The following is a 25,398-nucleotide window of genomic DNA, read 5'->3' as shown; positions in this document are numbered from 1 at the left end:
CGCATGAAAGTGCTCGTCGTCGGCGGAACTGGGTTCGTCGGAACGCACCTCGCAGCGGAACTGCTCGACCGCGGTCACGAGGTGACGGTGCTGTCGAGAAGTCCCGAAAGCGACGACCTGCCGCCGGGCGTCGAAACCGCCCGCGGCGACGTGACCGCCTACGACTCCATCGAGGGGGCGTTCGAAGGGAAGGACGTCGCCGTCAACCTCGTCGCGCTGTCGCCGCTTTTCAAACCCAGCGGCGGCGACGAGAAACACTTCGAGGTCCACCTCGGCGGCACCGAGAACGTCGTGAAAGCCGCCGAGGAGCACGGCGTTTCGAAGCTCGTCCAGATGAGCGCGCTCGGGGCGGACCCGAACGGCCCGACGGCGTACATCCGGTCGAAGGGCGAAGCCGAGGACGTCGTGAGGAGCTCCGAGCTCGACTGGGTCGTCTTCCGACCCTCGGTCATCTTCGGCGACGGCGGCGAGTTCGTCCCCTTCACGAAGAAGCTCGCGCCGCCGTACCTCACCCCGCTTCCGGGCGGCGGGAAAACCGGGTTCCAGCCGATCTGGGTCGGCGATATCGCGTCGATGCTCGCCGACGCCGCAGAGGACGACGACCACGTGGGACAGGTGTACGAGATCGGCGGGCCGGAGAAGCTGACGCTCGCGGAGGTAGCGAGGAAAGCCCACGGTGCGGAGGGTCGATCCGTGAACGTCGTACCGGTGCCGATGGGACTGGCCGGCATCGGCCTCGGCATCGGCGGGAAGATACCCGGGTTCCCGATGGGGAGCGACCAGTACCGGTCGCTGAAGTTCGACAACACGACCGACGACAACGACATCGACGCGTTCGGCAAGCGCGCGTCCGACCTGAAGACGCTCGACGCGTATCTCCGCGATTCGTCGCGGTAAACCCCGGTAACGGCGGCTTACTTTCGATATCTTACTCCTTCTGGGTCGGCGAGATGACGGCTGTCTGGTGATTGACACTCGTCCCTAACTGATCCCTTTAATCGTCTCCTTCGCCCGATTTCGGCCGATTCGTCCGCTGTAAGCACTCGTTACCGCCGACACGTTGTCACCGATTATCAAACCTGAATATCACAGTGAACTGACTTTCTACCATCATAAGGCTTATATCGGATTTCGTATTGGCTTTTACACAATGACGAGGGGAGCGAAATCATGAAACTGGCAATGATCGGCTTCGGGCAAGCCGGCGGGAAAATCGTCGACAAGTTCGTCGAGTACGACCAACGACACGGCAGCGATATCGTCCGGGCGGCGGTGGCGGTCAACTCCGCGAAAGCCGACCTGATGGGTCTGACGAACATCCCGAAGGAACAGCGCGTGCTCATCGGACAGTCGCGCGTCAAGGGTCACGGCGTCGGCGCGGACAACGAACTCGGCGCGGAAGTCGCCGAGGAGGACATCGACGAGGTACAGGGAGCCATCGACGGGATTCCGGTCCACGAGGTGGACGCCTTCCTCGTCGTCTCCGGTCTCGGCGGCGGCACCGGCAGCGGCGGCGCACCGGTTCTCGCCAAGCACCTCAAGCGCATCTACACCGAACCCGTCTACGGTCTCGGCATCCTCCCGGGCAGCGACGAGGGCGGCATCTACACGCTCAACGCCGCGCGCTCGTTCCAGACGTTCGTCCGCGAAGTCGACAATCTGCTCGTCTTCGACAACGACGCGTGGCGGAAAACCGGCGAGTCGGTGCAGGGCGGCTACGACGAGATCAACGATGAGATCGTCCGGCGCTTCGGCATCCTCTTCGGCGCGGGCGAGGTCAAGGCGGGGCAGGAAGTCGCGGAGAGCGTCGTCGACTCCTCCGAAATCATCAACACGCTCTCCGGCGGCGGCGTCTCCACGGTCGGCTACGCCTCCGAGTCGGTCGAGGAGGAGCAGTCCGGCGGGCTCCTCTCGCGGCTGACCGGCGGCGGTGGCGGCGACGACACGCTCGACACCGCGCACACGACGAACCGCATCACGAGCCTCGTCCGCAAGGCGGCGCTCGGACGGCTGACGCTCCCGTGTGAGATCGAAGGCACCGAGCGCGCGCTGTTGGTTATGGCGGGTCCGCCGCGGCACCTCAACCGGAAAGGAATAGAGCGCGGCCGCAAGTGGCTCGAGGAGCAGACCGGGAGCATGGAAGTCCGCGGCGGCGACTACCCCGTCACCGGCAGCGGCTTCGTCGCGGGCGTCATCCTGCTTTCGGGCGTGACGAACGTCCCCCGAATCAAGGAGCTCCAGCAGGTTGCCATCGAGGCGCAGGACAACATCGACGAGATCAACCGCGAGAGCGATACCAACCTCCAGAACCTGGTCAACGATGACGAGGACGAACTTGAATCGCTCTTCTAAACTCCTCGCGCTCGTCGCCTGTACGCTCCTCCTGTCGGCGTTCGCCGCCCCGGCGGCCGCCGTCTCGGTCGCCGAGGAGGACGCGCCGGCGGAGGGTGAGGTCGGCGAGCAAGTGAGCGCGACGGTGACGCTCGACGAGCTGTACAAGAACCCGCAGTGGAACACGTGGTCGGTCACCGGGCAGACGAATCTCACCGACGTGACGTGGACCGTGACCTACTACGACCAGACCGGGTCGAAGGTCGGCAGCGACGAGTTCGACGGCCAGAACTTCTCGGGCGCGACCGTCTCCTCCGACGACGGCGTCAGCGAGGTCGACGTGAAGGTCACCGGTACGGTGCCGGAAGTGACCGAGTACCAGTACGAAGAGGAACAGTCGTTCCTCCTCATGGGCCTCTCGCAGTCGCGCAACGGCGGCGCGAGCAACGCGATTCAGTCGTGGGAGACGCACCACTACACGACCGAGAGCGCCGACGCGCGCGCGGCCATCGAGAACGCCGAGGCGGCCATCGAGAGCGCCGGCGGCGCGGACACCCAGCAGGCCGAACAGTCGCTGACGCAGGCGATCCGCGCGTTCGACGGCGATAACCCCGACTTCGACCTCGCCACCGAACTGGCGAACGAGGCAGAACAGCAGGCCGGCTCCGCCCAGCAGTCGAGTCAGACGATGCAGATGGCGATGTACGCCGTCGGCGGACTCGTCGCCCTGCTCGTCGTCGCGGGTGGTTTCTTCTGGTACCGGTCGAACCAGACCACCTACGATAAACTGGGATAGCCCCCTCTCTTCTCCTATGACCGTTCTCGTTCCCTACGCAGCAGCGCGTCCGAAGACGCGCCTCGCCGACGCGCTCGACCCGGCCGAGCGGGAGTCGTTCTCGCGGGCGATGCTCGCGGACGTCGTCGACGCGGTCGTCGACGCCGGCGTCGAACCGACGGTAGTGGCGACCGAGTCGGTCGAACTCGACGCCCGAGCGTCCGTCGTCGTCGACGACCGACCGCTCTCGAGGGCGGTCAACGACCGACTCGCCGGGGCGGAGGAACCCACGGCCGTCGTCATGAGCGACCTCGCGCTCGCCACGCCGCGCGTGCTCTCCCGACTTCTCGACGCCGGCGGCGACGTCGTCGTCGCCCCCGGACGCGGCGGCGGGACGAACGCGCTCGTCGTCCGCCACCCCGCGTTCCGCGTCGACTACCACGGGACCTCGTACCTCGACCACCTCCGCGTCGCCCGCGACGTCGGCGCGAGCGTCCGCGAGTTCGACTCGATGCGACTGTCGACCGATATCGACGAACCGGCCGACCTCGTCGAGGTGTTGCTCCACACCGACGGCCGGGCGCGCGACTGGCTCCTCGACGCCGGGTTCGAGGTCGACGCGCACGACGGTCGCGTCGGCGTGCGACGCGAACGTTGAAATACGAGCGCGCGACCACCTTCCCGCGTGACCTGAAACCGGTCGCGAGGGAGTCGAGGCGGTCGTGCGGCGAACCCCTCGCGGTACCGAGAACGACCGAGGCTCGCCGCCTGTTCGCCATCTTCGCGCCGTGGCTCCGTCCCGCGCCGAGCCTTCGACGCCGCGTCGGCCGCGGGTTGCCGGGGAGTGGTACGTTTTTGTCCGCCGACGTACCACGCCTCAACGTGTTCCCCGCGGCCGACGAGTACGACGTGGACATCGCCGTCGACGAGGACGAGGTAGCGCGCCTGCTGTCGGTGACGCCCGACGACGCGGAACCGGCGCCGGCGCTCACCTACGCGCGGAACGTCTTCCTACCGCTGACGACCGCCTGTCGCTACACCTGCACCTACTGCACGTACTACGACGTCCCGGGGCAGGCGACGCTCATGTCGCCCGAGGAGATTCGAGAGACGCTCCGGATGGGTGCCGACGCCGGGTGTACGGAGGCGCTGTTCACCTTCGGCGACAAACCCGACGCCCGCTACGAAGCCATCCACGACCAACTCGACGAGTGGGGCTACGACTCGATTCTCGACTACCTCTACCGCGCCTGCGAGATCGCGCTCGAGGAGGGCCTGCTGCCGCACTCAAACCCGGGCGACCTCACCGAGTCGGAGTTCGAGCGGCTACGCGAGGTCAACGCCTCGATGGGTGTGATGCTGGAGACGACCGCCGACGTGGCCGCGCACTCCGGAGCGCGCCGAAAGACGCCCGGCCAGCGCCTGAACACCATCCGAGCCGCGGGTCGCGCGAACGTCCCGTTCACCACCGGCCTCCTCGTCGGCATCGGCGAGACGTGGCGCGACCGCGCCGAGAGCCTGCTCGCCATCCGCGAGCTCCACGAGCGCCACGGGCACGTCCAGGAGGTCATCGTCCAGAACGTCGTCCCGAACGAGCGCTCGGACTACGAGACGCCGAGCGTCGAGGCGATGCGCCGCGTCGTCGCCATGGCGCGGGTCGCGCTCCCCGAGGAGGTGTCGGTGCAGATTCCGCCGAACCTCTCGCCCGCCCGCGACCTGCTCGACTGCGGCGTCGACGACCTCGGCGGCGTCTCCCCGGTGACGGACGACTACATCAACCCCGACTACGAGTGGCCGGCGCTCCGGGAACTTCGAGACGTCGCCGACCACGGCGGCGTTCCGCTCCGGGAGCGACTACCGGTGTACGAGCGGTTTCTGCCGTCGACGCTTCGCTCGTCGAGCGTCGACGACGAACCGGGGCGGTTGGACCCGACGGGAACCGAGTGGCTCTCGGCTCGTATACTGGATGCGATGTGCGCAGACGACGACGCCGGGCGGCGGTACCGGGCGCTCCGCTCCCAGTGACCGAACCCGGACCGTCAGCCGCGACCGACGTACAGGAGGGGGCGAAACCGGTTCCGACGCGAGATTCACCCCCAAGGAGTAATGACGCGAGACCGCGAAAGTGACCGTGAACTATGTCGTTTCAGTCAGTCGCCTCGGTCGTCTTGCAGGGAACGATTCCGATAGAAGGGATCACACTCGGTGAAATCGTCCAGCAGTATCTCGTCCCGGTGATACTGTTCGTCCTCGGCGTCGTCGTCACGCTGATTCTCGGCCGGGCCGTGCTCGTCCCGCTGGTCGACCGCGTTCTCAGACAACAGGGCCACGACGAGACGGTCCGTACGCTCGCAGACAGTGTCATGGCCGCGGTCGTCTGGGTACTGGCGCTCGCCGTCGGCCTCATGCTGGCCGGCTTCGGCACCGTCATCGCCGCGCTCGGCGTGTTCGGCGGTGCGCTCGCGCTCGCCGTCGGGTTCGCCGCCCAAGACCTGATCGGCAACTTCGTCGCCGGAGTTTTCATCCTCAAGGACAAGCCGTTCGAAGTCGGCGACTGGATCGAAGTCGGCGACATCACCGGCCGCGTCGAGGATATCGACCTCAGAGTGACGCGCGTCCGGACGTTCGACAACGAGCGTATTACGGTTCCGAACGGTGAACTCGCCAACAACCCGCTGAAGAACCCCGTCGCCTACGACCGCCTCCGGCAGCAGTTCGTCTTCGGCATCGGCTACGGGGACGACATCGACCACGCGAAGGAAGCGATTCTCGACGAGGTCAACCGAGTGCCCGAAGTGCTCGACGACCCCGCACCCGACGTCCGCGTGACCGAACTGGCCGACTCCTACGTCGGCCTCAACACGCGCTTCTGGGTCGACGAACCGAACCGCTCTGACTTCGTCCGCATCCAGTCCGACGTCGTCCAGAACGTCAAAGAGCGCCTCGACGCCGAGGGAATCGACATGCCGTACCCGTACCGTCAGCTGACCGGCAGCGTCGACGTCGACGGCAGCGTGACGACGCAGGACGCACAGACGCCCGCCGACGACTGAGCGTCGGAGCGGAACCCCCCACTTCGACCACTCACTCGGCCAACCACGGCGCGAGGTCGGGCACTCGCTTTCTGACCGCGGCGTAGACGACGGCGACGACGAGCACCGCCACCGTGAGCAGTCGGACCGGCCCCTCGAACAGGAAGAGGCCCGGAAGCGAGAGCAGAACCGTCAGCAGCAGGTCCTCGGGCGACCCGTCCCATCTGACGAGTCGCTTCGGCGGAAGCCAGCGGCCGAGCGGGTGGACGAACACCGCGTGCTCGGAGGTCATCTCCCACGGCCGGAGTTCGTTACCGCCGCAGAACCAGTCGGCGACGGAGTGGACCGCCGCCGAGAGGAAGAAGAAGAACGCGGCTATCGTCGCCGACGACGGGACGACCGCGGCGAGCGCGGCCGCCGGAATCACGACGGCCCAGTAGTAGACCGGAAAGTGCAGCGTCTTCCGGTGGACGCCGACGAACAGGTCGAGGTCCGGAAAGACGCCGCCGGCCATCGCCGCGAGCGCGACGAGCGCCGCGAGTTCCGGCGCGAGAACCGTGAACGGCGCGGCAATGACGACGCCGGTGGCGACGTGGGTCGGACTCATCATCGTTCGAGGCCTCCGCTCACTACCTCGACTCCCGCGACCGCTGTCGGTCCAGCATCGGCGTTCCGTCGGCGCGCGGGCCGAGCATCGGGCCGTGCGGCCCGGCGTCGGGGTCGATGCGGCGGCGCGTCCGGTAGTCGGTCGAGCGTTCGACCGGCGGGCGACCGATGGCCGACAGCATCTCGACGTAGTCGTCGAACGAGCGGAACTCGCCGTACTCGCCGCCGGCGCGTTTGGTGATCTCCTCGGAGAGAATCGTCCCCATGAAGTCGTTCGCGCCGCAGTTGAGCAGTTTGAGCCCCTTCGCGTCGCCGTACTTCACCCACGACGACTGGACGTTGTCGACGTTGTCCAAAAAGAGGCGAGAGACGGCGACGAGCAGTTCGTCCTCGTCGTCGGAGGCCCCGCCGGTGACGACGCCGCGCTCGTACAGCGGCGTCTGCTGGTGGACGAACGAGAGCGGGACGAACTCGGTGATTCCGCCGGTTCTGTCCTGGAGGTCGCGGACGCGCTTCAGGTGCATCACGCGGTGCATCTCGTTTTCGACGTGGCCGTACATGATGGTCGCCGTCGCGTCCAACCCGACCGAAATCGCGCCCTCTATCGCGTCGACCCACCCCTGCGAGTCGATTTTGCCGGGGCAGATGACGTCGCGCACCTCGTCGACGAGAATCTCGGCCGCCGTTCCGGGTGCGGAGTCGAGACCGGCGTCGCGGAGTTTGAGGTACACCGACTCGTAGGACCAGTCGGTGCCGCGGCGGGCGTGATACGCCTCCTCGGGCGTCATCGAGTGGAGGTGGACGCCGCCGACGCTCATCGCCTCCATCTGTTCGAGATACGTTCCGGGGTCCGTCTCGTACCGTTCGGGCGGCTTGTAGTTCACCGTCCGCGCGGCGTCGTCGTAGCCGCGGAGAATCTCGTGGTGCTCCTCGTCGAGCGCGAACGCCGGGTGGAGTCCGGAGACGGAGGTGACCTCGTAGATGCCCATATCGAGCGCGTCCTCGACGACGGCTCTCGATTCAGCGGGCGTCTTCGTGAATCCGCCGTGGTCGGCGCCGGAGTCGGTCTCGAACGCGTGCGAGCTGTTCTTGAAGTTACAGAACAGACAGCCGGTGTTGCACGCCGTCGTCACGTTGTTGTTGAGGTTGGCGACGAACGTCACGTCCTCGCCGACGACCTCGGCGCGGCGGCGGTCGGCGGCCTCCAGGACGAGTTCCTTTCGCGCCGTGTCGATACCCTCCGAGTCGGTGCCGGTCGTCAGCAGTTCGACGCCGTCGTCGACGGTGAGTCGCTCCCCGTCTCGGGCTTTCGCCAGCGCGTTCTCGAACGACTGGTCGGTCTCCGGCACGTGTTCGAAGTCGAACGCCGTCGGTCCGGTCGGACCGCGTCCGGCGTCCGGCGCTGGCGCGTCGCTCATACGCAGACCCACCGGCGCGACCAGTAAAAGTCAGGTGGTCGTCGGCAACTCGGGCGGGGAGCGCGATGCCCACGTTCGGGGCGGCGACCGCCCTCAGTCGTGGACGAGCACGTCCAGCACGTCCGGTCCACTCCGAGAGACCGCCTCCCGAACCGCGTCTTCGATCTCTTCCCGCGAGTCGACCAACTGCCCGCGAGCGCCGTGACTCTCGGCGTTTTTCGGGATGTCGACCGGCGGGTCGAAGTCCATCCCGACGAACTCGTAATCGCCCTCGTCGCCGCCGAACAGGCCGAGCGCGTTGTCCTTCAGGATGCGGTAGTTTCGATTGTCGGAGACGACGACGGTGAGGTCGAGGTCGTACCGCGCCGCCGTGTACAGCGTCTGCGGGTAGTAGAGGTACGAGCCGTCGCCGATGAATCCGAGAACCGTCCGGGGGTCGTCGCGCTGGCTCTCGGCGACGGCGGCACCGACCGCCGCCGGGAGCCCGTAACCCAGCCCGCCGCCCTTGTTCGAGACGTACTGTTCGGGCGCGAACGGCCACCGCGTGAGCATCACGTACTTCGAGGTGATACCCTCGTCGACGACGTACGCGTCGGGGGCGGCGGCCCGAATCGCGTCGACCAGTTCGGCTTTCGAGGCTCGTGGGTCGTCGGCGTCGCCCGTCCCGAGCGAGCGCGTCCGATGTTCGACCGCCCGTTTCGTCGCGTCGACGCGGCCGAGTCGCGCCTCGCGTTCGCCGTCGTCGACCCGCTCTCCGACGCGCCCCGCGAGGTCCGAACAGACGGAGCCGACGTCGCCCACCACGGCCGCGTCCGCGGGCTGATTCTTCCCGAGTTCCCACGCGTCGGGCCCGAGGTGGATGCACGTCGCGTCGTCGGGCACGAGCGGTTCCTCGTGACGCGTCAGCGTCGTGTGCGTCGAGACGCCCGCGAAGACGAGCGTGTCCGTCTCCATCAGCGTCGACGCGAGTCCCTCGTCCGGCGGGACGTGAGACACCCACTGCGGGTGGTCGCCGGGGAAGTTCACCTCGCAGGAGAGAATCTCGCCGTGGACGCGGGCACCCGCCGCCTCCGCGAGTTCGACGACCGCGTCGACGGCATCGGTCCCGGCGCGAGCGACCTCGTCGCCGACGACGAGCACGGGGTCGTCGGCCCCGGCGAGCAGGTCGGCGGCGCGCTCTATCTCGGCGGAGTCGCCCCGGCCCGCGGTCGGAATCGGTCCCAGTCGCTCGGGGTCTGCGTCCGTCTCGGCCATCATCACGTCGAGCGGCAGCGCGAGGAACACCGGGCCGGTCGGCGGCGTGAGCGCGACGCGGAACGCCCGGCGGAGCATCGTCGGGAGCGCGGCCACGTCCAGCACCTCGTCGGACCACTTGCAGAACTGGTCGGTCAGTTCGCGGAGGTCGCCCGAGAGGATGGGCTCCTCGTGGCGGAAATCGGTGCTGTGGTTGCCCGCCGTGACGACGAGCGGTGCCCCCGCGACGCTCGCACCGTAGAGGTTGCCGAGGCCGTGAGCGAGTCCGGGAGCGACGTGGAGGTTGACGACGCCGACCGGTAACACGTCGGGATCGCGGTGACCGTGGTACCGTCGGGTGCTGGCGTATCCGGCGGCCGCCCCGACGGCGACGTCCTCGTGGAGACCGAGTACGTAGTCGAGGTCGCTGTCCTCCAGCGCCCGCATCACCGGTAGTTCGGTCGTCCCGGGGTTACCGAAGAGATGCGTGACACCGTACTGTTCGAGCGCGTCGACGAAGAGGTCCGCGCCGGAGTAGCCGTCGCTCATACGGTAAGCGTGTGGTCCCGAGGCTAATACTCTCGGGTGCCGGTAGCGTCTCACACACTCCCGACGTTTATCACCGATGACGGGGCCAGACCGCTCGTGAGTTAACGAACTACCGCGAGTCGGTCGAGGCTGGTGTGCGACGCACCGCTCGCGGACGGAGACGGGTCGCCTGTTCGCAATCGACACAGCGATAGCGACGCGTGTTGTCACAGCACGTTTTCGAGCACACGTCGAGACAACACACAAACGTGCGCATTTCGGACTCCACTTCCTCTCGAATCAGCACAGAAGTGAAAGTTACTTACCGTGCGCCGCCGCGTGTTCAGCTATGACGAGCGTCAAGGAGTTCCGCGTGGCCGAGGAACCGACGGCCGACTCGCTCGGACGGGGGAGCTTCGTCTTCACCGACGACTACTCCGTCTTCGACTGGGGGAAGATGCCCGACGAGATACCGGGGAAGGGAGCGAGCCTCTGTACGATGGGCGCGTACAACTTCGAGTTACTCGACGTCAACCACGTCCCGACGCACTACCGTGGCGTGGTCGAAGGCGGCGAGGAGGTCGAACTCGGCGAGACCACCGAGCCGCCCCGCGAGATGGCTATCGACCTCGTGCAGGTGCCGAACCTCCGATACGACGACGGCTACGACTACGACGGGTTCTACGACGCCGTCGGGGACAACTACCTGATTCCGCTCGAAATCGTCTTCCGGAACACGGTTCCCGTCGGGTCGAGCCTCCGCTCGCGCGGCGACCCCGCCGACTACGGCCTCGACTACGACGGGTGGCCCGACGAAGTCGTCGACCTCCCGCGGCCGGTCGTCGAGTTCTCCACCAAGTTCGAAGAGCGCGACCGCTACCTCTCGCGGGACGAGGCCGACGATATCTCGGGACCGGCCGATATCGACCGCCTCGAAGAGTTGGCGCTCGCGGTGAACCACATCCTCACCGACCGCGCCGAGCAGACGGGGCTGGTCCACGAGGACGGCAAAATCGAGTGTCTCTACCACGACGGAGCCATCAAAGTCGCCGACGTCGTCGGGACGTTCGACGAGAATCGGTTCAGCTACGACGGCCAGGAGATGTCGAAGGAGGTCGTCCGCCAGTACTACAAGCGCGAGCACCCCGAGTGGGTCGACGCCGTCGGCGACGCGAAAACCGAAGCGGACCGCCGCGACGACCCCGACTGGCGCGCGTTGTGCGACGCCGAGCCGCCGGTGCTGCCGGATTCGGTCGTCGAAACTGTCTCGGAGATGTACGCCGCCGGGACGAACGCGTACACGAACTTCGACTGGTTCGACGCGCCGGAACTCGACGAAGCGGTCGACGCGGTGCGGAATCTGTGACGAGGCGGAGAGAAGAGACGACGTCAGTCGTCGCTCGGTTCGTTCGGCTCGGCCGGTCTCTGCAGCGACTGCGGCAGTTTCCCGTCGACGGGGCGGTCGGGGTTCGCCGCCTGCGCTTCCTTCGAGAGGCCGAGTTGGTAGTCGATATCCTCGTCATCGCGGAGACTCGTCCGGCCCCGGTGGACGCTCAGCGCGTCGCCGAGATGTAGCTTCACCGCTTCGAGGAGCGCGTCGGCTTCCAGCGGTTGCCCGCGCGCTTTGATTTCGTCGACCGACGCGTCGTCGGGTACGTCGAACGCGCGCTGGGTGATGATGGGCCCCTGGTCGAGGTCGGTGGTCACGTAGTGGGCGGTGACGCCCGCGATTCTGACGCCGCCTTCCTTCGCCTGGCGGTAGGCGGCCGCGCCGGGGAACGAGGGAAGGAGGCTCGGATGGATGTTGATGATGCGGTCCTCGTAGCGGAAGACGACGTTCGGCGAGAGGATGCGCATGTAGCGCGCGAGAACGATGAGGTCCACGTCGTACTCGTCGAGCAGTTCGAGCAGTTCGGCTTCGTCGGCTCCGCCTTTCTTGTCGCCGATGTCGTGGAACGGGACGTTGTAGTGGTCGGCCAGCGGCTGGAGGTCGTCGTGGTTGCCGATGACGACGCCGATCTCGGCGTCGAGTTCGTCGTTGGCCCACGCCTCGAACAGCGCCTCCAGACAGTGCGACTCCTTCGTCACGAGCACGGCGAGGCGCTTCGTCTCGCGGTCGGACGGAAACCGGACTTGGATCTCGACGCCGAGCTCGGTCGCCAGTTCGTCGAGCGTCGAGCGGAGCGTCTCGGACGTGCACACCATCTCGCCGGTGTCGGCGTGCAGCGTCATCCGGAAGATTCCCTCGCGGACGGCCTGGTCGATATCTTCGATGTTGATGCCGCGGTCGAATAGAAGCGACGTGATACGCGCGACGAGGCCCGTCTTGTCCTCGCCGATGACGGTGATTTCGGTCAACTCACGGGTCATACTCTCATCACCAAGAAGCCGGGAGTGAACACGTGGTAATGTGGAGCATAACTGAGGATACGTCTTCCGTTCGTGGCAACAACGCGAGAGGAAGTGACCCGTTACCGCCACCCCAGATGACTCGTACTGACCGAATTTGGCGAGAGCGGAGATTTTCGAATCGACGGTCGTGAGCTACCGGCGTCGACGAACACGCGGACGCGGCGGGACGTCGACCCACCACAGACGCCGAGATATACACGAACTTGGTTATCGACGAGTATCCAAAAGCCATTTTACCCACGACCGCGCAGAGTCGGACGATGACCGCGTACACCGCGACGGTGACCGTCAGACTGAAGCGCGGCGTGTTGGACCCCGAGGCGGAGACGACAAAGCGTGCGCTCGAACGGCTCGGCTTCGAACTGCAGGGGCTCCGCTCGGCGGACCGCTTCGAGGTGGACGTCGACGCCGACTCCGCGTCGGACGCCGAGGAACGCGCCGACGAGATGGCCGAGCGACTGCTCGCAAATCCGACCATCCACGACTACGACGTGGTAGTCGAGGAAGCCGAATGAGCGTCGCAGTCTCCGCGACTCAGACCGTCGTCTACCGCCACGGGAGGCGGTTCCGGTGACGGTCGCAGTCGTGCAGTTCGGCGGGTCGAACTGCGACCGCGACGCCGTCGCGGCGCTCACCCACCTCGGTATCGACGCCGAACGCGTCTGGCACGAAGACGGCCTGCCCGGGGACGCGACTGGCGTGATGCTACCGGGCGGGTTCTCCTACGGCGACTACCTCCGCGCGGGGGCGATGGCCGCCCAGTCGCCCATCATGAACGAGGTCCGCGACATCGCCGAGCGCGGCGTTCCCGTCTTGGGCGTCTGCAACGGCGCGCAGGTCGGCTGCGAGTCCGGACTGACCGACGGCGCGTTCACGACGAACCGGAGCGCGCGGTTCCAGTGCGAACGCGTCCACCTGCGGGTCGAGAACGCCGAGACGCCGTGGACCGCCGCCTACGACGAGGGCGAAGTCATCGAGGTGCCCATCGCCCACGGCGAGGGCCGGTTCGAGATCTCCTCCGAGAAGTACGAGACGCTCGACGCGGCCGACCGCGTGCTGTTCCGGTACTGCGACGCAGACGGCAACGTCACCGACGAGGCGAACCCCAACGGCTCTACGGGCAACGTCGCCGGAATTCTCGGCGAGAGAGCGAGCGTCGCGGTGTTGATGCCGCACCCCGAGCGAGCGACGCTCGCCGACGTGGGAGGGACCGACGGCGCGGGAATCCTCCGTGGGTTCGCCTGAACGGTCGACCGGCGACCGTCCGAGCGGCGAGAAAACAGGCGGAGGGGCCAGTCGGGGGGGCGACTGCGGCAGCGCTGTGGCTCCGTCGAGAGACGGAGTAGAACGGGTCGAGCGCCTACGTCGTGACCGGCACCGGCGAGTCGGTGGATATCCAGCCTTCGACGTTCTGGTCTTCGCGTATCTCCAGCCAGCCGTCGGAGCAGTATATCGCCTTGTAGCTTCCTTGCGTCTGTTTCATGGTCGGACTGGTCGAGACGGCGACTGGGCGGCGCTTCCCGCCGGGTGGCCGCTCGACTCCTACCTGGACGCTGCACGGCATCGGGTATCACTATGAGCGGCCTACGCGGGCGTAAACGGTCGCTTACAGCGATGTGTCGGCCGGCTATCGAACCCGGCCAAAAGAGAACGTACGCCGACGTCGTCTGCGCTTCTGGCTTCGCCAGCCGTCTTCTCAGTTCGCTAACGGCATCGCGTAGCTCGTCTCCTCCTCGACGACGGCGCGCCACGTCGCCTTGCAGTCGCAGTCGACCTGCTCGAACACGGAGGGGTCCTGTCGGAGGTCGAAGTCCTTGATGGCTTTCTGGACGAGGTCGTCGCACTCACCGCAGTTGTGCGGGCCACGGTCGGAGCCGTGTCCGACCGGGTCGGAGACGACGATGGCGTCGGCGTCGGCGGTGTCGCGAAGCACCTCGGCGACCGACCAGAGCCACGGCGGCCGGTAGCCGCCGCGGAAGTGGAGCTCGTCGACCATCGTGTAGCGCTGGACGTTGCAGGGGTTCATCGAGACGGTGTGAGCGTACTCCGCGCAGCGACGGACGGAGGATTTCATGTCCTCGATGGCCTCCGACTCCGAGAGGAACGGCGGCTTCATCAGGAGGTAGGCTTTGATGCCCGCACCCGCGGCGTCGGCTTCCTCGCTGGCGGCGACGAAATCGTCGAAGGCGAAGTACTTGTTCACGCAGTCGCGGCGGACGCGGTCGGTCGCGGTTTCGAGACCGACGGCCACGTCGGTGTCGAGCCCCCGCGAGACGAAGTCGTCGAGTTTCTCGCGGTCGACGAAATCGGGCAGCGACTCGACGACGATGCGCTCTCGGTCCGAGAACGTCTCCGCGATGGCGTCCCGCGTCTCCGCCGGTACCTCGCGCTCGTCGAGGAACGACCCGGAGGTGTATATCTTGATGAGCGGCGACTTCCCCTCGGCGTTCTCCGCCTCGTGGTCGAGACAGACCTGTATCTGGTCCATCAGCGCCTCGTGTTCGACCGTCCCGCCTTCGACGGACTCGGCGACGTAGCCGCACATCGTACAGCCGCCGGCGCGCGCCCACCGACAGCCGCCGGTGTTGAGGATGATGGTCAGAGACTGGTAGACGCCGCTCGGCGTGTTGTCCTCGTCTATCCAGACGCGGGTCGGTTCGTGCGGGTCGTAGTGTTTCTCCTTGAGGCCGCGAATCTCGCGCATCACCTTGTTGTGCGCGTCCATTCCGCGTCCCCGCTCGTACACGTCGGGACTCGGCTCGCTCATTGGTGCGACTCGGCGACGGGCGCGTAAAGCCGCTTCGTCTCCCCCTCGGCCGACGGCGGCGTCACCGCATCGCGGCCGCTGTCGTCAACTCGACGGCGGCGAGTCACCGACGACTCGCCGCGGTCAGTCGCGTCCGACGGCCGACGCGAGAGCGAACGCGAAGAGCAACCAGAGCCCTGCACCGAGTGCCGCACCGACGCCGTTCGCGGCCGCGTCGAGGAGGTCGAACTGCCGGGCGGGGACGAACGCCTGGACGAGTTCGACGCAGAATCCGTAGGCCGACCCACCGAGGAAGCCGCCGAGGGCCGCGCGCCGGAACCGCGGTGCGAGCGCGTGCGAGAGCGTCCCGGCGACGGCGGCGTACGCCACGGCGTGTAACCACTTGTCCGCACCGACGAGTCCGAACGGTCCGAGCGTCGGGACGCCGTCGCCCGGCGGGGTGACGACGGAGGCGGCGAAGACGCCGCCGGCGACGACGAGGACGGCCGCCCAGCGGAGACGGGGTGAGAGGAACGTGGAGCGTGCTACGGTTCTCGGCGGTGCCGAAGACATCGCTTCGGAGTGGTCTCGCCGCTCGAATAAGGCTCCCGCTCCGCAGCCGACGTGTCGAGATGCCTGACGCCGCCTCGGAGAGACGGGGACCGCGACGTGAGTAACTAAATGTGGTTACATCGGCGCGACAACAGCTAACGAAGTGGGGCCCCATTATAATCATAGTACCTTACAATGACCGAACTCGGCGGATTTCAGGACCACGTAGGGGAGGTCGACCTCACATCGGGCGAGGTGGCCTACCGAGGCATCGACGACGAGGACGCGCGCAAGTACATCGGCGCGCGCGGCCTCGGCGTGAAGTACGTCTTCGACGCCGGACCGGACGTCGACCCGGACGGCCCGGAGAACCGGCTCGCGTTCATGAACGGTCCGTTGACGGGCACCCAGACGGTGATGAGCGGCCGCATCGCCGTCGTCACGAAATCGCCGCTCACCGGCACCGTCACCGACTCCCACCACGGCGGCTGGTCCGGCGCGCGGCTGAAGTGGTCCGGCTTCGACGGCCTCGTCTTCGACGGCAAGGCCGAAGAGCCGGTGTACGCGTACGTCGAAGACGGAGAGGTCGAACTCCGCGACGCCTCTCACCTGTGGGGGAAGGGCGTCCACGAGACCATCGAGACCATCGGCGAGGAGGTCGACGGCAGCGTCGGCAAGAACGTCTCCGTGATGGCCATCGGTCCCGGCGGCGAGAACGGCGTGCGCTACGCCTGCATCGTCAACGAGGACGACCGAGCCTCGGGCCGCGGCGGCACCGGCTGCGTGATGGGCTCGAAGAACCTCAAGGCGGTCGTCGTCAAATCCGGCACCCGGATGCCGAAGCCGGCGGACCCCGAGACGTTCCAGAAGGGCTACCAGCAGGGGATGCAGGCGATTCAGGAGTCCGACGTCACCGCGCCGAACGAGGGTGGCCTCTCGATGTACGGGACGAACGTCCTCATGAACATCACCGAGGAGATGGACGGCCTCCCGGTGAAGAACGGCAAGTACACCTCGACGCGGAGCTTCTCCGAGAGCGAGGGGACGACCATCGACGCCGAGGAGGTCTCCGGCGAGAACGTCCGCGAGAACATCCTCGTCGACGAGCCGACGTGTCACTCCTGCCCCGTCGCCTGTAAGAAGGAAGTCGAGGTGACGACGATGCACAAGGGCGAGGAGATGAACGTCCGGATGGAGTCGTACGAGTACGAGTCGGCGTACGCGCTCGGCCCGAACTCCGGCCACACCGAGCGCGACGACATCGCGCTCATGATCGACCGCTGCAACGACATGGGCGTCGACACCATCGAGGTTGGCAACATGATGGCGATGGCGATGGAGATGTCCGAGGAGGGCAAACTCGACGACGTCGGGACGCTCGACTGGGGCGACTCCGAGACGATGGTCGACCTCATCGAGCGGATTTCGCACCGCGAGGAGGGCCTCCCGGACCTGCTCGCCGAGGGCGCGCGGCGCATCGCCGAGAAGAAAGACGCAGAGGAGAACTCGCTGGCCGTCAAGGGCCAGACGATTCCGGCGTACGACCCGCGCTGCATGAAGGGCATGGGCATCGCCTACGCCACCTCGAACCGCGGGGCGTGCCACCTGCGCGCCTACACCCCGGCCGCCGAGATCCTCGGCGTCCCCGAAAAGGTCGACCCGTACGCGTGGGAGGGGAAGGGCGAACTCACCGCGACGTTCCAGGACCTCCACGCCATCTCCGACAGCTTCGACATCTGCAAGTTCAACGCCTTCGCGGAGGGCATCGAGGAGTACGTCCTGCAGTACAACGGCATGACCGGCCTCGACGTGACCGAGGACGAACTCATCGAGGCGGGCGAGCGCGTCTACAACCTCGAACGCTACTACAACAACCTCGCAGGTTTCGACGGTTCGGACGACTCGCTGCCGGCGCGGTTCCTCGACGGCGAGGGCGGCGTCCCCGGACAGGGCGCCTCCGAGGGCGAGTTCTGCGAACTCGACGAGATGAAAGACGAGTACTACAGCCACCGCGGCTGGGTCGACGGCGTCGTCCCCGACGAGAAACTCGACGAACTCGAAATCGATATCGGTCCCGGCACGGGCGTCAGCAGCGGCAGCGACTCCGCCGCCCCCGCCGACGACTGAGCGACCGTCCAAATCGAAGATTTTTCTTTTTCCAGTTCCTGAGAGACTACTACGTCGTATTCACATCTCGCGGTCGACTTCGATTCGACCACGCCGACTCGCTCAAACGGACAGCCACAGAGAGTGTCGTTCGAGCAAACTTTTTCAGCGAGTCTACCGCAGAAGGAGTATGTCCCGAAACCCTCCGACCCTCCGCGAACTGGCACGGACGAACGCGGGAATCGTCGCGCTCGTCCTGTTTTTCTTCCTCGCGCTGTACTCGATACTCATTGCTCAACAACTGTTTTTCGTCATCTGGCTCGCCGTCGCCGTTTTACCGCTCTACCTGCTCTACCGCTTCGTCCTCGCGTTCGAGCGAATCGCCGACGCCGCACAGCGGTTCGCCGCCGTCCGCGAGCGCGAGTCGCCGTCCGAAGAACGGCCGTGAAATCCCGCGACCGAAGTCGTGGGCTTGTTCCGCGAATCTCTGCAACAGTACGATTTTTGGTACTCGGTAGCTCATCACGTACTGTGAGCGCAGAGAACTCGGAGCGACCCGGAAAGTCCGTCGACGAGCTCCGGCGCATCTACGGCGACGCCGCGTCGCAGTTCGACCGCGCAGAGCCGTTCGACCGGCTGTTTCTCGGACGGAGCCGTCACCGCCTCTTCTCGCGGGCCAGCGGTCGCGTACTCGACGTCGCCTGCGGCACCGGAGCCAACTTCCCGTATCTCCCCGCGGGCGTCTCGGTCGTCGGCGTCGACCTCAGTCCGGAGATGCTGGAGCGAGCGCGGAAGCGGGCCGACGAACTCGGCATCGACGCCGACCTCCGAGAGGCCGACGCGCAGTCGCTTCCGTTCGGCGACGACAGTTTCGACACGGTTGTCTCGTCGCTGTCGACGTGTACGTTCCCCGACCCGGTCGCGGCGCTCGAAGAGATGGCCCGGGTTTGCGAGCCCGACGGACAGATTCTCCTGCTCGAACACGGCCGAAGCCGCGTCGAACCGCTGGCGCGGCTGCAGGACCGCTTCGCGCCGTGGCACTTCGAGCAGATGGGCTGTCGGTGGAACCAGACGCCCGAACAGGTCGTGATAGAGGCGGGGCTCCAAGTCGACGGCGTCAGTCACCGGTATCTCGGGATTCTCACCGAGTTGGTCGCCTCGCCGTCCGAGCAGCCGTCGGATTCACACCCGTCCTCGGAACGCGAAGCGTTCTAACTTTGATCTGCGAACGAGACGCGGAGCGTCTCGTCGACGCCGTGAACGGCGGAGCTCTCTTCTCGACTCGGGTCGCCGACTCCTTTTCGCTAGCCACCTAGAGCAAAAACTGTAGCGCCCACAGCGCGCCCATCCCGACGGTGATAGTCGCGATGACGCTCTCGGTGCGCCAGGCGACGGCTGCCGCTATTGCACCGGCGAGCAGTCGGTCGTTCGAGAGCGTCTCGACGACTGTCGGCTCTATCGTCACGATGGCCGGGAAGACCAGCGCCGCCAACACCGCCGGCGGGACGTACCGAAGCACCGCGCGGATTCGCGGCGAGACGGTCTCTCCGGCCCCGCTTCGACCACCCGCGGACCCGGACCCGAACAGGGCGAGAAACGAAAAGCGGATGGCGAACGTCAGCACGCCGATGGCGAGGACGACGGCCCACACCGTCGTCGTCGGATACGACGTCGTCATCGAGGACCACGCTCCGCGAGGAGTCCGGCGACGATACCCACCGTCGCCCCGACGAGCAACCCGAGGTTCAGCGGGAGTCCGGCGGCGACGACGGCGACGACTCCGCCGCAGACGCCCGCCACCGTCGTCGGCACGTCCTTCATCGCCGGCACGAGAAGCGCCAGAAAGACCAGCGGAACGGTGAAGTCGAGGCCCCAACCGTCGGGGACGCCGGTGCCGAGGACGAGTCCGGCGACCGTCCCCAACTGCCAGACGACCCAGAGGCTCACCGCGACGCCGAGGTAATACCAGCGGCGGTCGGAGACGCCCGACGGTTCCGCCTCTCCGAGCGGTCCGTAGTGCGCGACCGAGAGCGCGTACGCTTGGTCGGTGAGAAAGTACGCCAGCACCGCCTTCGACCGACCGGCGAGCGACCGGAAGTACGGCGCGAGAGACGCCGAGTACATCAGCATGCGGAGGTTGATGACGACGGCGGTGAGTACGACGACCGGCACGGCGGCGTCGCGGGCGAGCAGGTCGAGCGTCGCCAACTGCGACGCACCGGCGAAGACGAACACCGAGAGGCCGACGGCCTGCGCCGCCGAGAGCCCGGCGTCGACGGCGGCGACGCCGAAGACGACGGCGAACGGAACGATGCCGAGAAACAACGGCAACACGTCCCGGACGCCGGTCCGAAGTTCCGTAGGAACGTTCATGTACACTCTCGGAACACCCGATAGGAAACCCCTGTCTATCCGGCAACGGCGTCACCTTCTTCTCTCAGCGAGTCGAGTGAACTGCGATTCGGAAAACACGCCGACGAGGGATGCAGTCGGTCGGTCCGGTGGTCGAAGTCGACGGCCAGGTGATTCTCGAAGACGTGAGCGAGGACGGCGGTAGCTGCTGTACGGGAGCGACCAGAACGAACCGATGAACGTCTACCGCTCCGACACCGAGTCCGGACGTACTCCGTCGGCGGCTATCTCGACCGCCGACTCCGAGCGTCGAGTCTGGCGGTTACAGGCCGATAACCGCGACTTGTCTGATTTCGAGCGCCGAGTCGAACTCCTCTCGCCGACCGTCGGAGCGCCCGATTCGACGCAACTGCTCCTCGTGGGTTCGGCGAATCGCGTCCGTCTCTCGGTGGTCGAGTCCGAGCCGCTCGCCGACGCCCGCCCAGTGGTCGTCGGGAACGAAGAACGCGGCGTACTCGTCGGTCTCGTCGACGAGTTCGTACCGCTGGCGATAGTCGTCTATCCGGCCGCCGAGATCCGCCTGCGTTCGTGTGAGAAGCGCCGGAAGCCGCTCCGGCGGGATGCTCGCCTTCGCGCCCGCGACGAGCATAACCTGCCCTTCGATGGGGACGTCTTCGATATCGACGACGGTCGGTTCGGCGTCGTCTGGGGGTGCGCCCGCGTCTCTTTCGCCGTTCCCGTGGTCTTCGGACACGGTTACCCGCCGGCGCGCATCGCTTTCTGCGAGAACCGCTCTATCAGCGGGTCGAGCGTCTCGGCGTCGCCCTCGAAGACGAGCGTCACCTCGGTGATGTCGAGGGTCGGCCCAATGTCGACTTTCTCCGAGGAGAGCGTCGCCTCCCAGTCGTCGCCGACGACGCGGTCGTCCTCGACGCGTTCGCCGCCGAGGTTCGTCAGGTAGTGGGCGGCGAGGCGCTCGGAGATACCCCGAAACGACTTCTCGACGGTTTTCGTCTCGTTGGTGGCGTCGCTCATCTCACCCTCCGGCGACCGGCGGGAAGACGCTCAGCGTGTCGCCGTCCTCCATGGTCGTCTCGATTCCCTCCATGTGGAGCACCTCGCGCCCGTTCTTCAGGACGTTTATCTGCGGTCTGAGGTCGCCGTCTTCGAGCAACTGGCCCTCGAGTCCGCCGAACTCCGCTTCGAGCGCCGAGAGAACGTCACCGACGGTGCGGTCCCCGTCGTACTCGCGCTCGATAGTCTTCTGTCCGACGGCCTCGCGGAACGTCGCGAAGAACCGCAGTTCGAGTTGCATAGTCGCAGAAGGCGTGGAATCGGTAAAAAGGTGTGCGGAGAGGCGGTTCGCGCCGCCGAGCGTCGCGCCGGGCGGCGTCACAGCAGGAGGTTCGCCGCCATCGCAATCAGGAAAATACCGATAGCGGCGACGATGAGCGCGTTCGAGGCGTTTCGGAGCCGCGTCGACGACGTACGCGGGTCCGGGTTGGAGTCTCGCGTCAGCCACATCACGCCGCCGACGCCGCCGATCGCGACGAGCAGTACCGCCACCACGTACACCGTGTTGAGGATTCCGGCCATATGCGAATAGTTCGCATGCTGGACACAAAAACGGTACGGCGACCCGGAGGCGACGAGTCGCGGGAGCGACGCGACGACTCGGCGCGACTCCCGCGAGTCGCCGACGTGCCAACATATATCGGAGTCGATGGCAGAGGTGAACTATGCGGATGGAACTCCGGGTGTGCAAGCACTGTTTCGAGGGCGAACACGGCAACCCGCAGAAGACGGCCGTCACGAAGGATATGGTGCGCTGCGCCCGCCGCGTCCGCGAGTACAAGGACCTCATCGGTCTCGACTCGCTGTACGTGACGATGGTCGAGGAGGGCGACCCCGGCGGCGCCGAAGAACTGCGCGCCATCGTCGCCCGCATCGAGAACGACCAGATTTCGCTCTCGGACACCCAACTCGTCATGGAGGACGACGACGGCAACATGCTCGTCTACCCCGAACCGAAGGACGTCCTCGAAGTGCTGACGCGCAACATCGACCAGATCAGCCAGCACACCAGACAGGACGTGACCGTCGAACTCTCCACCGAGGGCGCGGAGTTGCTCTCGGCGTAAGCGTAGACACACCGCGTACCGAGTGAATTATCCGAACAGTTCGGACAGAAAACTTATCCGAGGGTGGACGAACTCGTAGATATGTACCAAACACCCGCTCCGACGCACGGGTACGTCCCCGTCGTCGTCGCGTTCTGGGTGTATCTCGTCGTTGCGGGAGCCGTCGCGCTCGGGGCGATGGAGTTCGGTGTGTCCGATAGCGGGGCGCTTCTGGTCTTTCTCGTCGCCGCGGCTCTCCTGCTGAAGCCGTTCGTTCCCGTGTTTCGGCGGCTGATGTCGAATGCGAGTAACGAGGAGTGAGTTACTACGGGCGAGTGAAATCTAACAGTAGTTTGAATACGATTTTATTTATCCAAAACTTATGTTGAAGTAGCCATACATACCGGTGCTAAACTCACCGACTCATTCACTTTGGGCTTAGCAGAAGCAAACCCCTATTGAGGTTCACCGATGAACGTCGTCGCAGATAGTTATTAATACAATAATGCCATCCACGTCTTCATGAAGAAACGAGCCCTAGCGATATGTATTGGTGTGATTTTTTCAATAATATCTATATCTATTGTATGGATATACTTTGGCCCCGAAGTAGGAGTTCTTTTCGGGGTGTTTTGGATTGCACTCCCAGTTCTCACGAACGAGATTTTTGAACGACGGACACCATATTCGTGAGATACCCGTATTACCCCGTAACATGAATAAGAACGTGGTCTCGTGAGAACACACCTTTGACACGCTTAATCGAGAGTCCGAATAATCAATACGCATACCTACCTAGCAAATCAGCAGCCTCCGTTTCAGATACAAGTCTAAATAAAATAACCTCAACACGGGCTACTTCTAAGCAAACTACTCCGGTTGCAGGACGATGAACAACTGCGTTGCATTTCTTGTTTGTACGAGAATCGCGGAGCGATTCTCGGCCGAGGAGCGAACGGAAGCCGTGAAGCGGCTGAAGTAAGTGACGAGTGCTTTTGGTCGAGCTTTTACCGAGCGAGGGCAACGTAGTTGCCCGAGCGCAGGGTAAAAGGTCGCTAGTCGTCGTTCGGCTGGTTCACCTGTCCCCCGTCCGTCGTCGCCGTCGCGCGCGCCTCCTGCTCCAGCTGCTTCTGCCAGCGGACGCGAAGCAGGTTGCCGTACATCTGCAGCGCCATACCGATGAACAGCACGAGGATACCGACGTTGATGCCGACGGTCAAGAGCAGGTCCGTCGGACCCCCGCCGACGACGAGTTCGCGCGGCACGGGGTAGCCCTCGTCGAAGATGCTCCCGACGAGCACGCTGACGATGCCGATGACGGTGAGCACGCCCATGACGTTCGTCGCCCACCCCCACGACGGCGCGAGGGTGAGTTGGCTGATACCCGTCGAGTCGTGGTCGGTGTCGGCGTGCTCCTCCGGAATCAGCTTCCGGGGGATGAACGCCTTCACCTCCACCGGGTAGAACGCCGGGTGGAAACCGTGCTCGAAGATGTGGAACATCACGCCCATCAGCATGATGACGCCGAGCAGGCCGTGGAAGACGACGAATGCCATCGCCGCCGTCTTCGTGGCGAAGTACTGCATCACGCCGGTCTTGCTCCAGATGAGCAGTCCGGAGATGGTGAGCAGCGTCAGTTCGATGGAGAAGATGTAGATGACGCCCTTGCCGATGTACGACAGTAGCGGCACGTCGTCGGACTTGTAGCCCGCGAACTGCCGGGCGTTCGGGTGGCGCTCGTCGGCCATCCCGAGGACGAACTTGAAGTCCTGAATCGCCGCCGCGACGTCGTCGGGACCCATCAGAATCTCGCGGAAGTTACCGCGGCCGGTGCTCGTCGTCAGCATCATCAACACCCAAAAGACGATGAGCGCGACGAGGGCCAGCCCCGCGATGCGGTGGACCGCCGTCACGCCGGTGCTACCGCCCATCAGCGTGACCAACCACCAGAGTTCGTCGTTGAACATCAGGCCGTAGCCCGAGAAGAACAGGATGAACACGTCCAGCGCCAAGAGCGTGTGGAACGTCGTCGTCATCCGGGTGAACTTCCCGTGGTCCAAGTTCGTCATCGGCCGTCACCCCCTCGGTCACCGGGGGAACCATCGGTGTCGACGGACCCGTCGGCGGCCGCAGTCGCGTCGGCCGCCGTCCGACCACCGTCGGCGACGGCGTCCGCGTCCGAGTCGTAGCGCGCCGTCTCGCCGGGTTGTCGCATCCGCGAGGCGAGGCGGCGGAACGCGCCCCAGTGGACGAACAACATGACGAGGATGCCGAGTCCCATCAACACGTCGGCGGCGTGGATGAACGCGATGAGGAAGTCGAGCGCCGGAATCGTGTTCCCGGCGCGCCAGTCGGCGCCGATACCGCCGGCTTCGACGGTCGGAGCCACGCGGAACAGCGTCTCGGCGTTGTACGCGAACCCCGACGCCCACCAGACGACGACGGCGGTGACCGCGAGCGCGACGAGGGCGTTGACGGCGATGGCCAGCCCGCTGTAGTCGCGCGTCTCCGGCAGCGAGCGACTCATCAGAACGCCTCCGCGTCTTCGCCGAAGATGATCTCCATCGCCTCCGAGTTGAAGAACGACGCACTCCCGCGCTTGTCGAGTTCCTCGGCTATCTGACCGGCGGTGCCGACGAGGAGCGCGTCGGTGGCGCACTCCTCGGCGCAGGCCGGGCCCTTGCCGACGTCCTGGCGTTCCTCGCACATCGTACACTTGTCCATCGTACCGCCGGTGCCGAACAGTTTCGCCGCGCCCTCGTCGGCGTCGGGGAACTGCGGCGCGCCGAACGGACACGCCGACAGGCAGTACTGACAGCCGACGCAGAGGTCGTCGCGGACCTCGACGAACCCGTTCTCCTTCTTGAACAGCGAGTCGGTCGGGCAGACCGAGACGCATGGTGCGTTCTCGCAGTGGTAACACTGCATCGGCACGCTCGTCTCGCCGGGGTTCTGGCCCTGCCTGAGCGCCTTCGCGCTGTGGGCGTTGAGTCCCGCCGCCGCCTCCTCGCCTTCGAGCATCGTCGAGATGCTGATTCGCTGTTCGTCCCGCGGGACGTCCCACGTCCGTTTACAGGCGACGACACAGCCGCCGCAGTCGATACACGCCTCCACGTCGGGGAAGATTCGCGCGTCCTCGCCGACGCTCATGACACCCTGTGACATCTTCGTTTCGTTCGTGTTGTTT

At 65.8% G+C, this 25,398-nt stretch carries 30 protein-coding genes; 14 read left to right on the top strand and 16 right to left on the bottom strand.

What is annotated here, in order from left to right; translation table 11 throughout:
* Positions 1-3 precede the first annotated feature (3 nt).
* The 6 genes from FCF25_RS02505 to FCF25_RS02480 all read left to right on the top strand — a co-directional run bounded on the left by FCF25_RS02505 (position 4) and on the right by FCF25_RS02480 (position 6,159).
* Positions 4-897, top strand: a complete 894-nt coding sequence (locus FCF25_RS02505; RefSeq protein WP_137047230.1) for a complex I NDUFA9 subunit family protein — start codon at positions 4-6, stop codon at positions 895-897.
* A 273-nt stretch (positions 898-1,170) separates the two neighbouring features.
* A complete protein-coding gene (locus FCF25_RS02500) occupies positions 1,171-2,352 on the top strand; it encodes a tubulin/FtsZ family protein (RefSeq protein ID WP_174786364.1) in 1,182 nt (393 codons plus the stop codon).
* The gene (locus FCF25_RS02495; RefSeq protein WP_137047229.1) at positions 2,321-3,127 is read left to right on the top strand and encodes a hypothetical protein; all 807 of its coding nucleotides are present in this window, start codon (positions 2,321-2,323) and stop codon (positions 3,125-3,127) included. The genes FCF25_RS02500 and FCF25_RS02495 overlap by 32 nt, the downstream gene beginning before the upstream one ends.
* Positions 3,128-3,143: 16 nt before the next feature.
* Complete coding sequence (cofC, locus tag FCF25_RS02490; RefSeq protein ID WP_137047228.1) at positions 3,144-3,764, top strand: 2-phospho-L-lactate guanylyltransferase; 621 nt, start codon at positions 3,144-3,146, stop codon at positions 3,762-3,764.
* A gap of 224 nt (positions 3,765-3,988) precedes the next feature.
* On the top strand, positions 3,989-5,131 hold the full coding sequence (gene cofG / locus FCF25_RS02485) for a 7,8-didemethyl-8-hydroxy-5-deazariboflavin synthase subunit CofG (protein WP_137047227.1): 1,143 nt from the start codon (positions 3,989-3,991) through the stop codon (positions 5,129-5,131).
* 113 nt (positions 5,132-5,244) lie between these two features.
* Positions 5,245-6,159, top strand: coding sequence for a mechanosensitive ion channel family protein (locus FCF25_RS02480; protein ID WP_117594599.1), 915 nt, complete (start codon positions 5,245-5,247; stop codon positions 6,157-6,159).
* 31 nt (positions 6,160-6,190) lie between these two features.
* On the opposite strand, the gene FCF25_RS02475 is transcribed toward FCF25_RS02480, so the two are convergent.
* The 3 genes from FCF25_RS02475 to FCF25_RS02465 all read right to left on the bottom strand — a co-directional run bounded on the left by FCF25_RS02475 (position 6,191) and on the right by FCF25_RS02465 (position 9,944).
* Positions 6,191-6,748 carry a metal-dependent hydrolase gene (locus tag FCF25_RS02475; RefSeq protein WP_137047226.1) on the bottom strand — a complete coding sequence of 186 codons (558 nt, stop codon included), beginning with the start codon at positions 6,746-6,748 and terminating at the stop codon, positions 6,191-6,193.
* A gap of 19 nt (positions 6,749-6,767) precedes the next feature.
* Complete coding sequence (cofH, locus tag FCF25_RS02470; protein ID WP_137047225.1) at positions 6,768-8,162, bottom strand: 7,8-didemethyl-8-hydroxy-5-deazariboflavin synthase subunit CofH; 1,395 nt, start codon at positions 8,160-8,162, stop codon at positions 6,768-6,770.
* Between the two features lie 93 nt (positions 8,163-8,255).
* Positions 8,256-9,944, bottom strand: coding sequence for a thiamine pyrophosphate-binding protein (locus tag FCF25_RS02465; protein ID WP_137047224.1), 1,689 nt, complete (start codon positions 9,942-9,944; stop codon positions 8,256-8,258).
* A 328-nt stretch (positions 9,945-10,272) separates the two neighbouring features.
* On the opposite strand from FCF25_RS02465, the gene FCF25_RS02460 reads away from it, so the two are divergent.
* The gene (locus tag FCF25_RS02460; RefSeq protein ID WP_137047223.1) at positions 10,273-11,289 is read left to right on the top strand and encodes a phosphoribosylaminoimidazolesuccinocarboxamide synthase; all 1,017 of its coding nucleotides are present in this window, start codon (positions 10,273-10,275) and stop codon (positions 11,287-11,289) included.
* Between the two features lie 23 nt (positions 11,290-11,312).
* On the opposite strand, the gene FCF25_RS02455 is transcribed toward FCF25_RS02460, so the two are convergent.
* On the bottom strand, positions 11,313-12,293 hold the full coding sequence (locus FCF25_RS02455) for a formyltetrahydrofolate deformylase (RefSeq protein ID WP_137047222.1): 981 nt from the start codon (positions 12,291-12,293) through the stop codon (positions 11,313-11,315).
* Positions 12,294-12,595: 302 nt separating this feature from the next.
* Between FCF25_RS02455 and purS the strand changes: the two genes are divergently transcribed.
* Together purS and purQ are read left to right on the top strand one after the other, a co-directional pair.
* Positions 12,596-12,850 (top strand): phosphoribosylformylglycinamidine synthase subunit PurS, encoded by a 255-nt coding sequence (gene purS, locus FCF25_RS02450; protein WP_137047221.1) that lies wholly within the window; start codon positions 12,596-12,598, stop codon positions 12,848-12,850.
* A gap of 55 nt (positions 12,851-12,905) precedes the next feature.
* The gene (gene purQ, locus FCF25_RS02445; protein ID WP_137047220.1) at positions 12,906-13,580 is read left to right on the top strand and encodes a phosphoribosylformylglycinamidine synthase I; all 675 of its coding nucleotides are present in this window, start codon (positions 12,906-12,908) and stop codon (positions 13,578-13,580) included.
* Between the two features lie 115 nt (positions 13,581-13,695).
* On the opposite strand, the gene FCF25_RS15920 is transcribed toward purQ, so the two are convergent.
* From FCF25_RS15920 to FCF25_RS02435, 3 genes are all read right to left on the bottom strand, one after another.
* Entirely contained in the window at positions 13,696-13,818 is a 123-nt protein-coding gene (locus FCF25_RS15920) for a hypothetical protein (protein WP_256360028.1), read from the bottom strand.
* A gap of 213 nt (positions 13,819-14,031) precedes the next feature.
* Positions 14,032-15,102: an archaeosine biosynthesis radical SAM protein RaSEA gene (locus FCF25_RS02440; protein ID WP_137047219.1), complete on the bottom strand. Its 1,071-nt coding sequence runs from the start codon at positions 15,100-15,102 to the stop codon at positions 14,032-14,034.
* Between the two features lie 123 nt (positions 15,103-15,225).
* Positions 15,226-15,654, bottom strand: coding sequence for a VanZ family protein (locus FCF25_RS02435; protein ID WP_137047218.1), 429 nt, complete (start codon positions 15,652-15,654; stop codon positions 15,226-15,228).
* Between the two features lie 174 nt (positions 15,655-15,828).
* Here FCF25_RS02435 and FCF25_RS02430 point away from each other — a divergent pair, with 174 nt between their 5' ends.
* From FCF25_RS02430 to FCF25_RS02420, 3 genes are all read left to right on the top strand, one after another.
* A complete protein-coding gene (locus FCF25_RS02430; protein ID WP_117594589.1) occupies positions 15,829-17,760 on the top strand; it encodes an aldehyde ferredoxin oxidoreductase family protein in 1,932 nt (643 codons plus the stop codon).
* A gap of 169 nt (positions 17,761-17,929) precedes the next feature.
* Complete coding sequence (locus FCF25_RS02425) at positions 17,930-18,187, top strand: hypothetical protein (RefSeq protein ID WP_137047217.1); 258 nt, start codon at positions 17,930-17,932, stop codon at positions 18,185-18,187.
* A gap of 83 nt (positions 18,188-18,270) precedes the next feature.
* Positions 18,271-18,954: a class I SAM-dependent methyltransferase gene (locus tag FCF25_RS02420; protein ID WP_137047216.1), complete on the top strand. Its 684-nt coding sequence runs from the start codon at positions 18,271-18,273 to the stop codon at positions 18,952-18,954.
* 97 nt (positions 18,955-19,051) lie between these two features.
* Here FCF25_RS02420 and FCF25_RS02415 read toward each other — a convergent pair whose 3' ends face one another.
* The 6 genes from FCF25_RS02415 to FCF25_RS02390 all read right to left on the bottom strand — a co-directional run bounded on the left by FCF25_RS02415 (position 19,052) and on the right by FCF25_RS02390 (position 21,687).
* Complete coding sequence (locus tag FCF25_RS02415) at positions 19,052-19,417, bottom strand: AzlD domain-containing protein (RefSeq protein WP_137047215.1); 366 nt, start codon at positions 19,415-19,417, stop codon at positions 19,052-19,054.
* Positions 19,414-20,112, bottom strand: a complete 699-nt coding sequence (locus FCF25_RS02410; RefSeq protein WP_117594584.1) for an AzlC family ABC transporter permease — start codon at positions 20,110-20,112, stop codon at positions 19,414-19,416. Before FCF25_RS02410 ends, FCF25_RS02415 begins: the two co-directional genes overlap by 4 nt.
* Positions 20,113-20,413: 301 nt before the next feature.
* Positions 20,414-20,845, bottom strand: coding sequence for a hypothetical protein (locus tag FCF25_RS02405; RefSeq protein ID WP_232819735.1), 432 nt, complete (start codon positions 20,843-20,845; stop codon positions 20,414-20,416).
* 2 nt (positions 20,846-20,847) lie between these two features.
* Positions 20,848-21,126: a hypothetical protein gene (locus FCF25_RS02400; RefSeq protein WP_117594583.1), complete on the bottom strand. Its 279-nt coding sequence runs from the start codon at positions 21,124-21,126 to the stop codon at positions 20,848-20,850.
* Position 21,127: 1 nt separating this feature from the next.
* Positions 21,128-21,406, bottom strand: coding sequence for a ubiquitin-like small modifier protein 1 (locus FCF25_RS02395; protein WP_117594582.1), 279 nt, complete (start codon positions 21,404-21,406; stop codon positions 21,128-21,130).
* A 77-nt stretch (positions 21,407-21,483) separates the two neighbouring features.
* Positions 21,484-21,687: a hypothetical protein gene (locus FCF25_RS02390; RefSeq protein WP_117594581.1), complete on the bottom strand. Its 204-nt coding sequence runs from the start codon at positions 21,685-21,687 to the stop codon at positions 21,484-21,486.
* Between the two features lie 143 nt (positions 21,688-21,830).
* Between FCF25_RS02390 and FCF25_RS02385 the strand changes: the two genes are divergently transcribed.
* Positions 21,831-22,232 carry a hypothetical protein gene (locus tag FCF25_RS02385; protein ID WP_117594580.1) on the top strand — a complete coding sequence of 134 codons (402 nt, stop codon included), beginning with the start codon at positions 21,831-21,833 and terminating at the stop codon, positions 22,230-22,232.
* An 81-nt stretch (positions 22,233-22,313) separates the two neighbouring features.
* Entirely contained in the window at positions 22,314-22,532 is a 219-nt protein-coding gene (locus FCF25_RS02380; RefSeq protein ID WP_137047214.1) for a hypothetical protein, read from the top strand.
* Between the two features lie 734 nt (positions 22,533-23,266).
* On the opposite strand, the gene FCF25_RS02375 is transcribed toward FCF25_RS02380, so the two are convergent.
* From FCF25_RS02375 to FCF25_RS02365, 3 genes are read right to left on the bottom strand one after another with little or no spacing between them, the layout of a single operon-like run.
* The gene (locus tag FCF25_RS02375) at positions 23,267-24,280 is read right to left on the bottom strand and encodes a cytochrome b/b6 domain-containing protein (protein WP_117594578.1); all 1,014 of its coding nucleotides are present in this window, start codon (positions 24,278-24,280) and stop codon (positions 23,267-23,269) included.
* Positions 24,277-24,738: a hypothetical protein gene (locus tag FCF25_RS02370; protein WP_174786363.1), complete on the bottom strand. Its 462-nt coding sequence runs from the start codon at positions 24,736-24,738 to the stop codon at positions 24,277-24,279. Before FCF25_RS02370 ends, FCF25_RS02375 begins: the two co-directional genes overlap by 4 nt.
* Positions 24,738-25,376 carry a 4Fe-4S dicluster domain-containing protein gene (locus FCF25_RS02365; RefSeq protein ID WP_117595295.1) on the bottom strand — a complete coding sequence of 213 codons (639 nt, stop codon included), beginning with the start codon at positions 25,374-25,376 and terminating at the stop codon, positions 24,738-24,740. Before FCF25_RS02365 ends, FCF25_RS02370 begins: the two co-directional genes overlap by 1 nt.
* Positions 25,377-25,398 lie beyond the last annotated feature (22 nt).

The organism is Haloprofundus sp. MHR1 (assembly GCF_005155585.1).
GTDB lineage: Archaea > Halobacteriota > Halobacteria > Halobacteriales > Haloferacaceae > Haloprofundus > Haloprofundus halophilus.
Note: the sequence above shows the minus strand (reverse complement) of the source record. Positions and strands in the feature narration are given on the sequence as shown.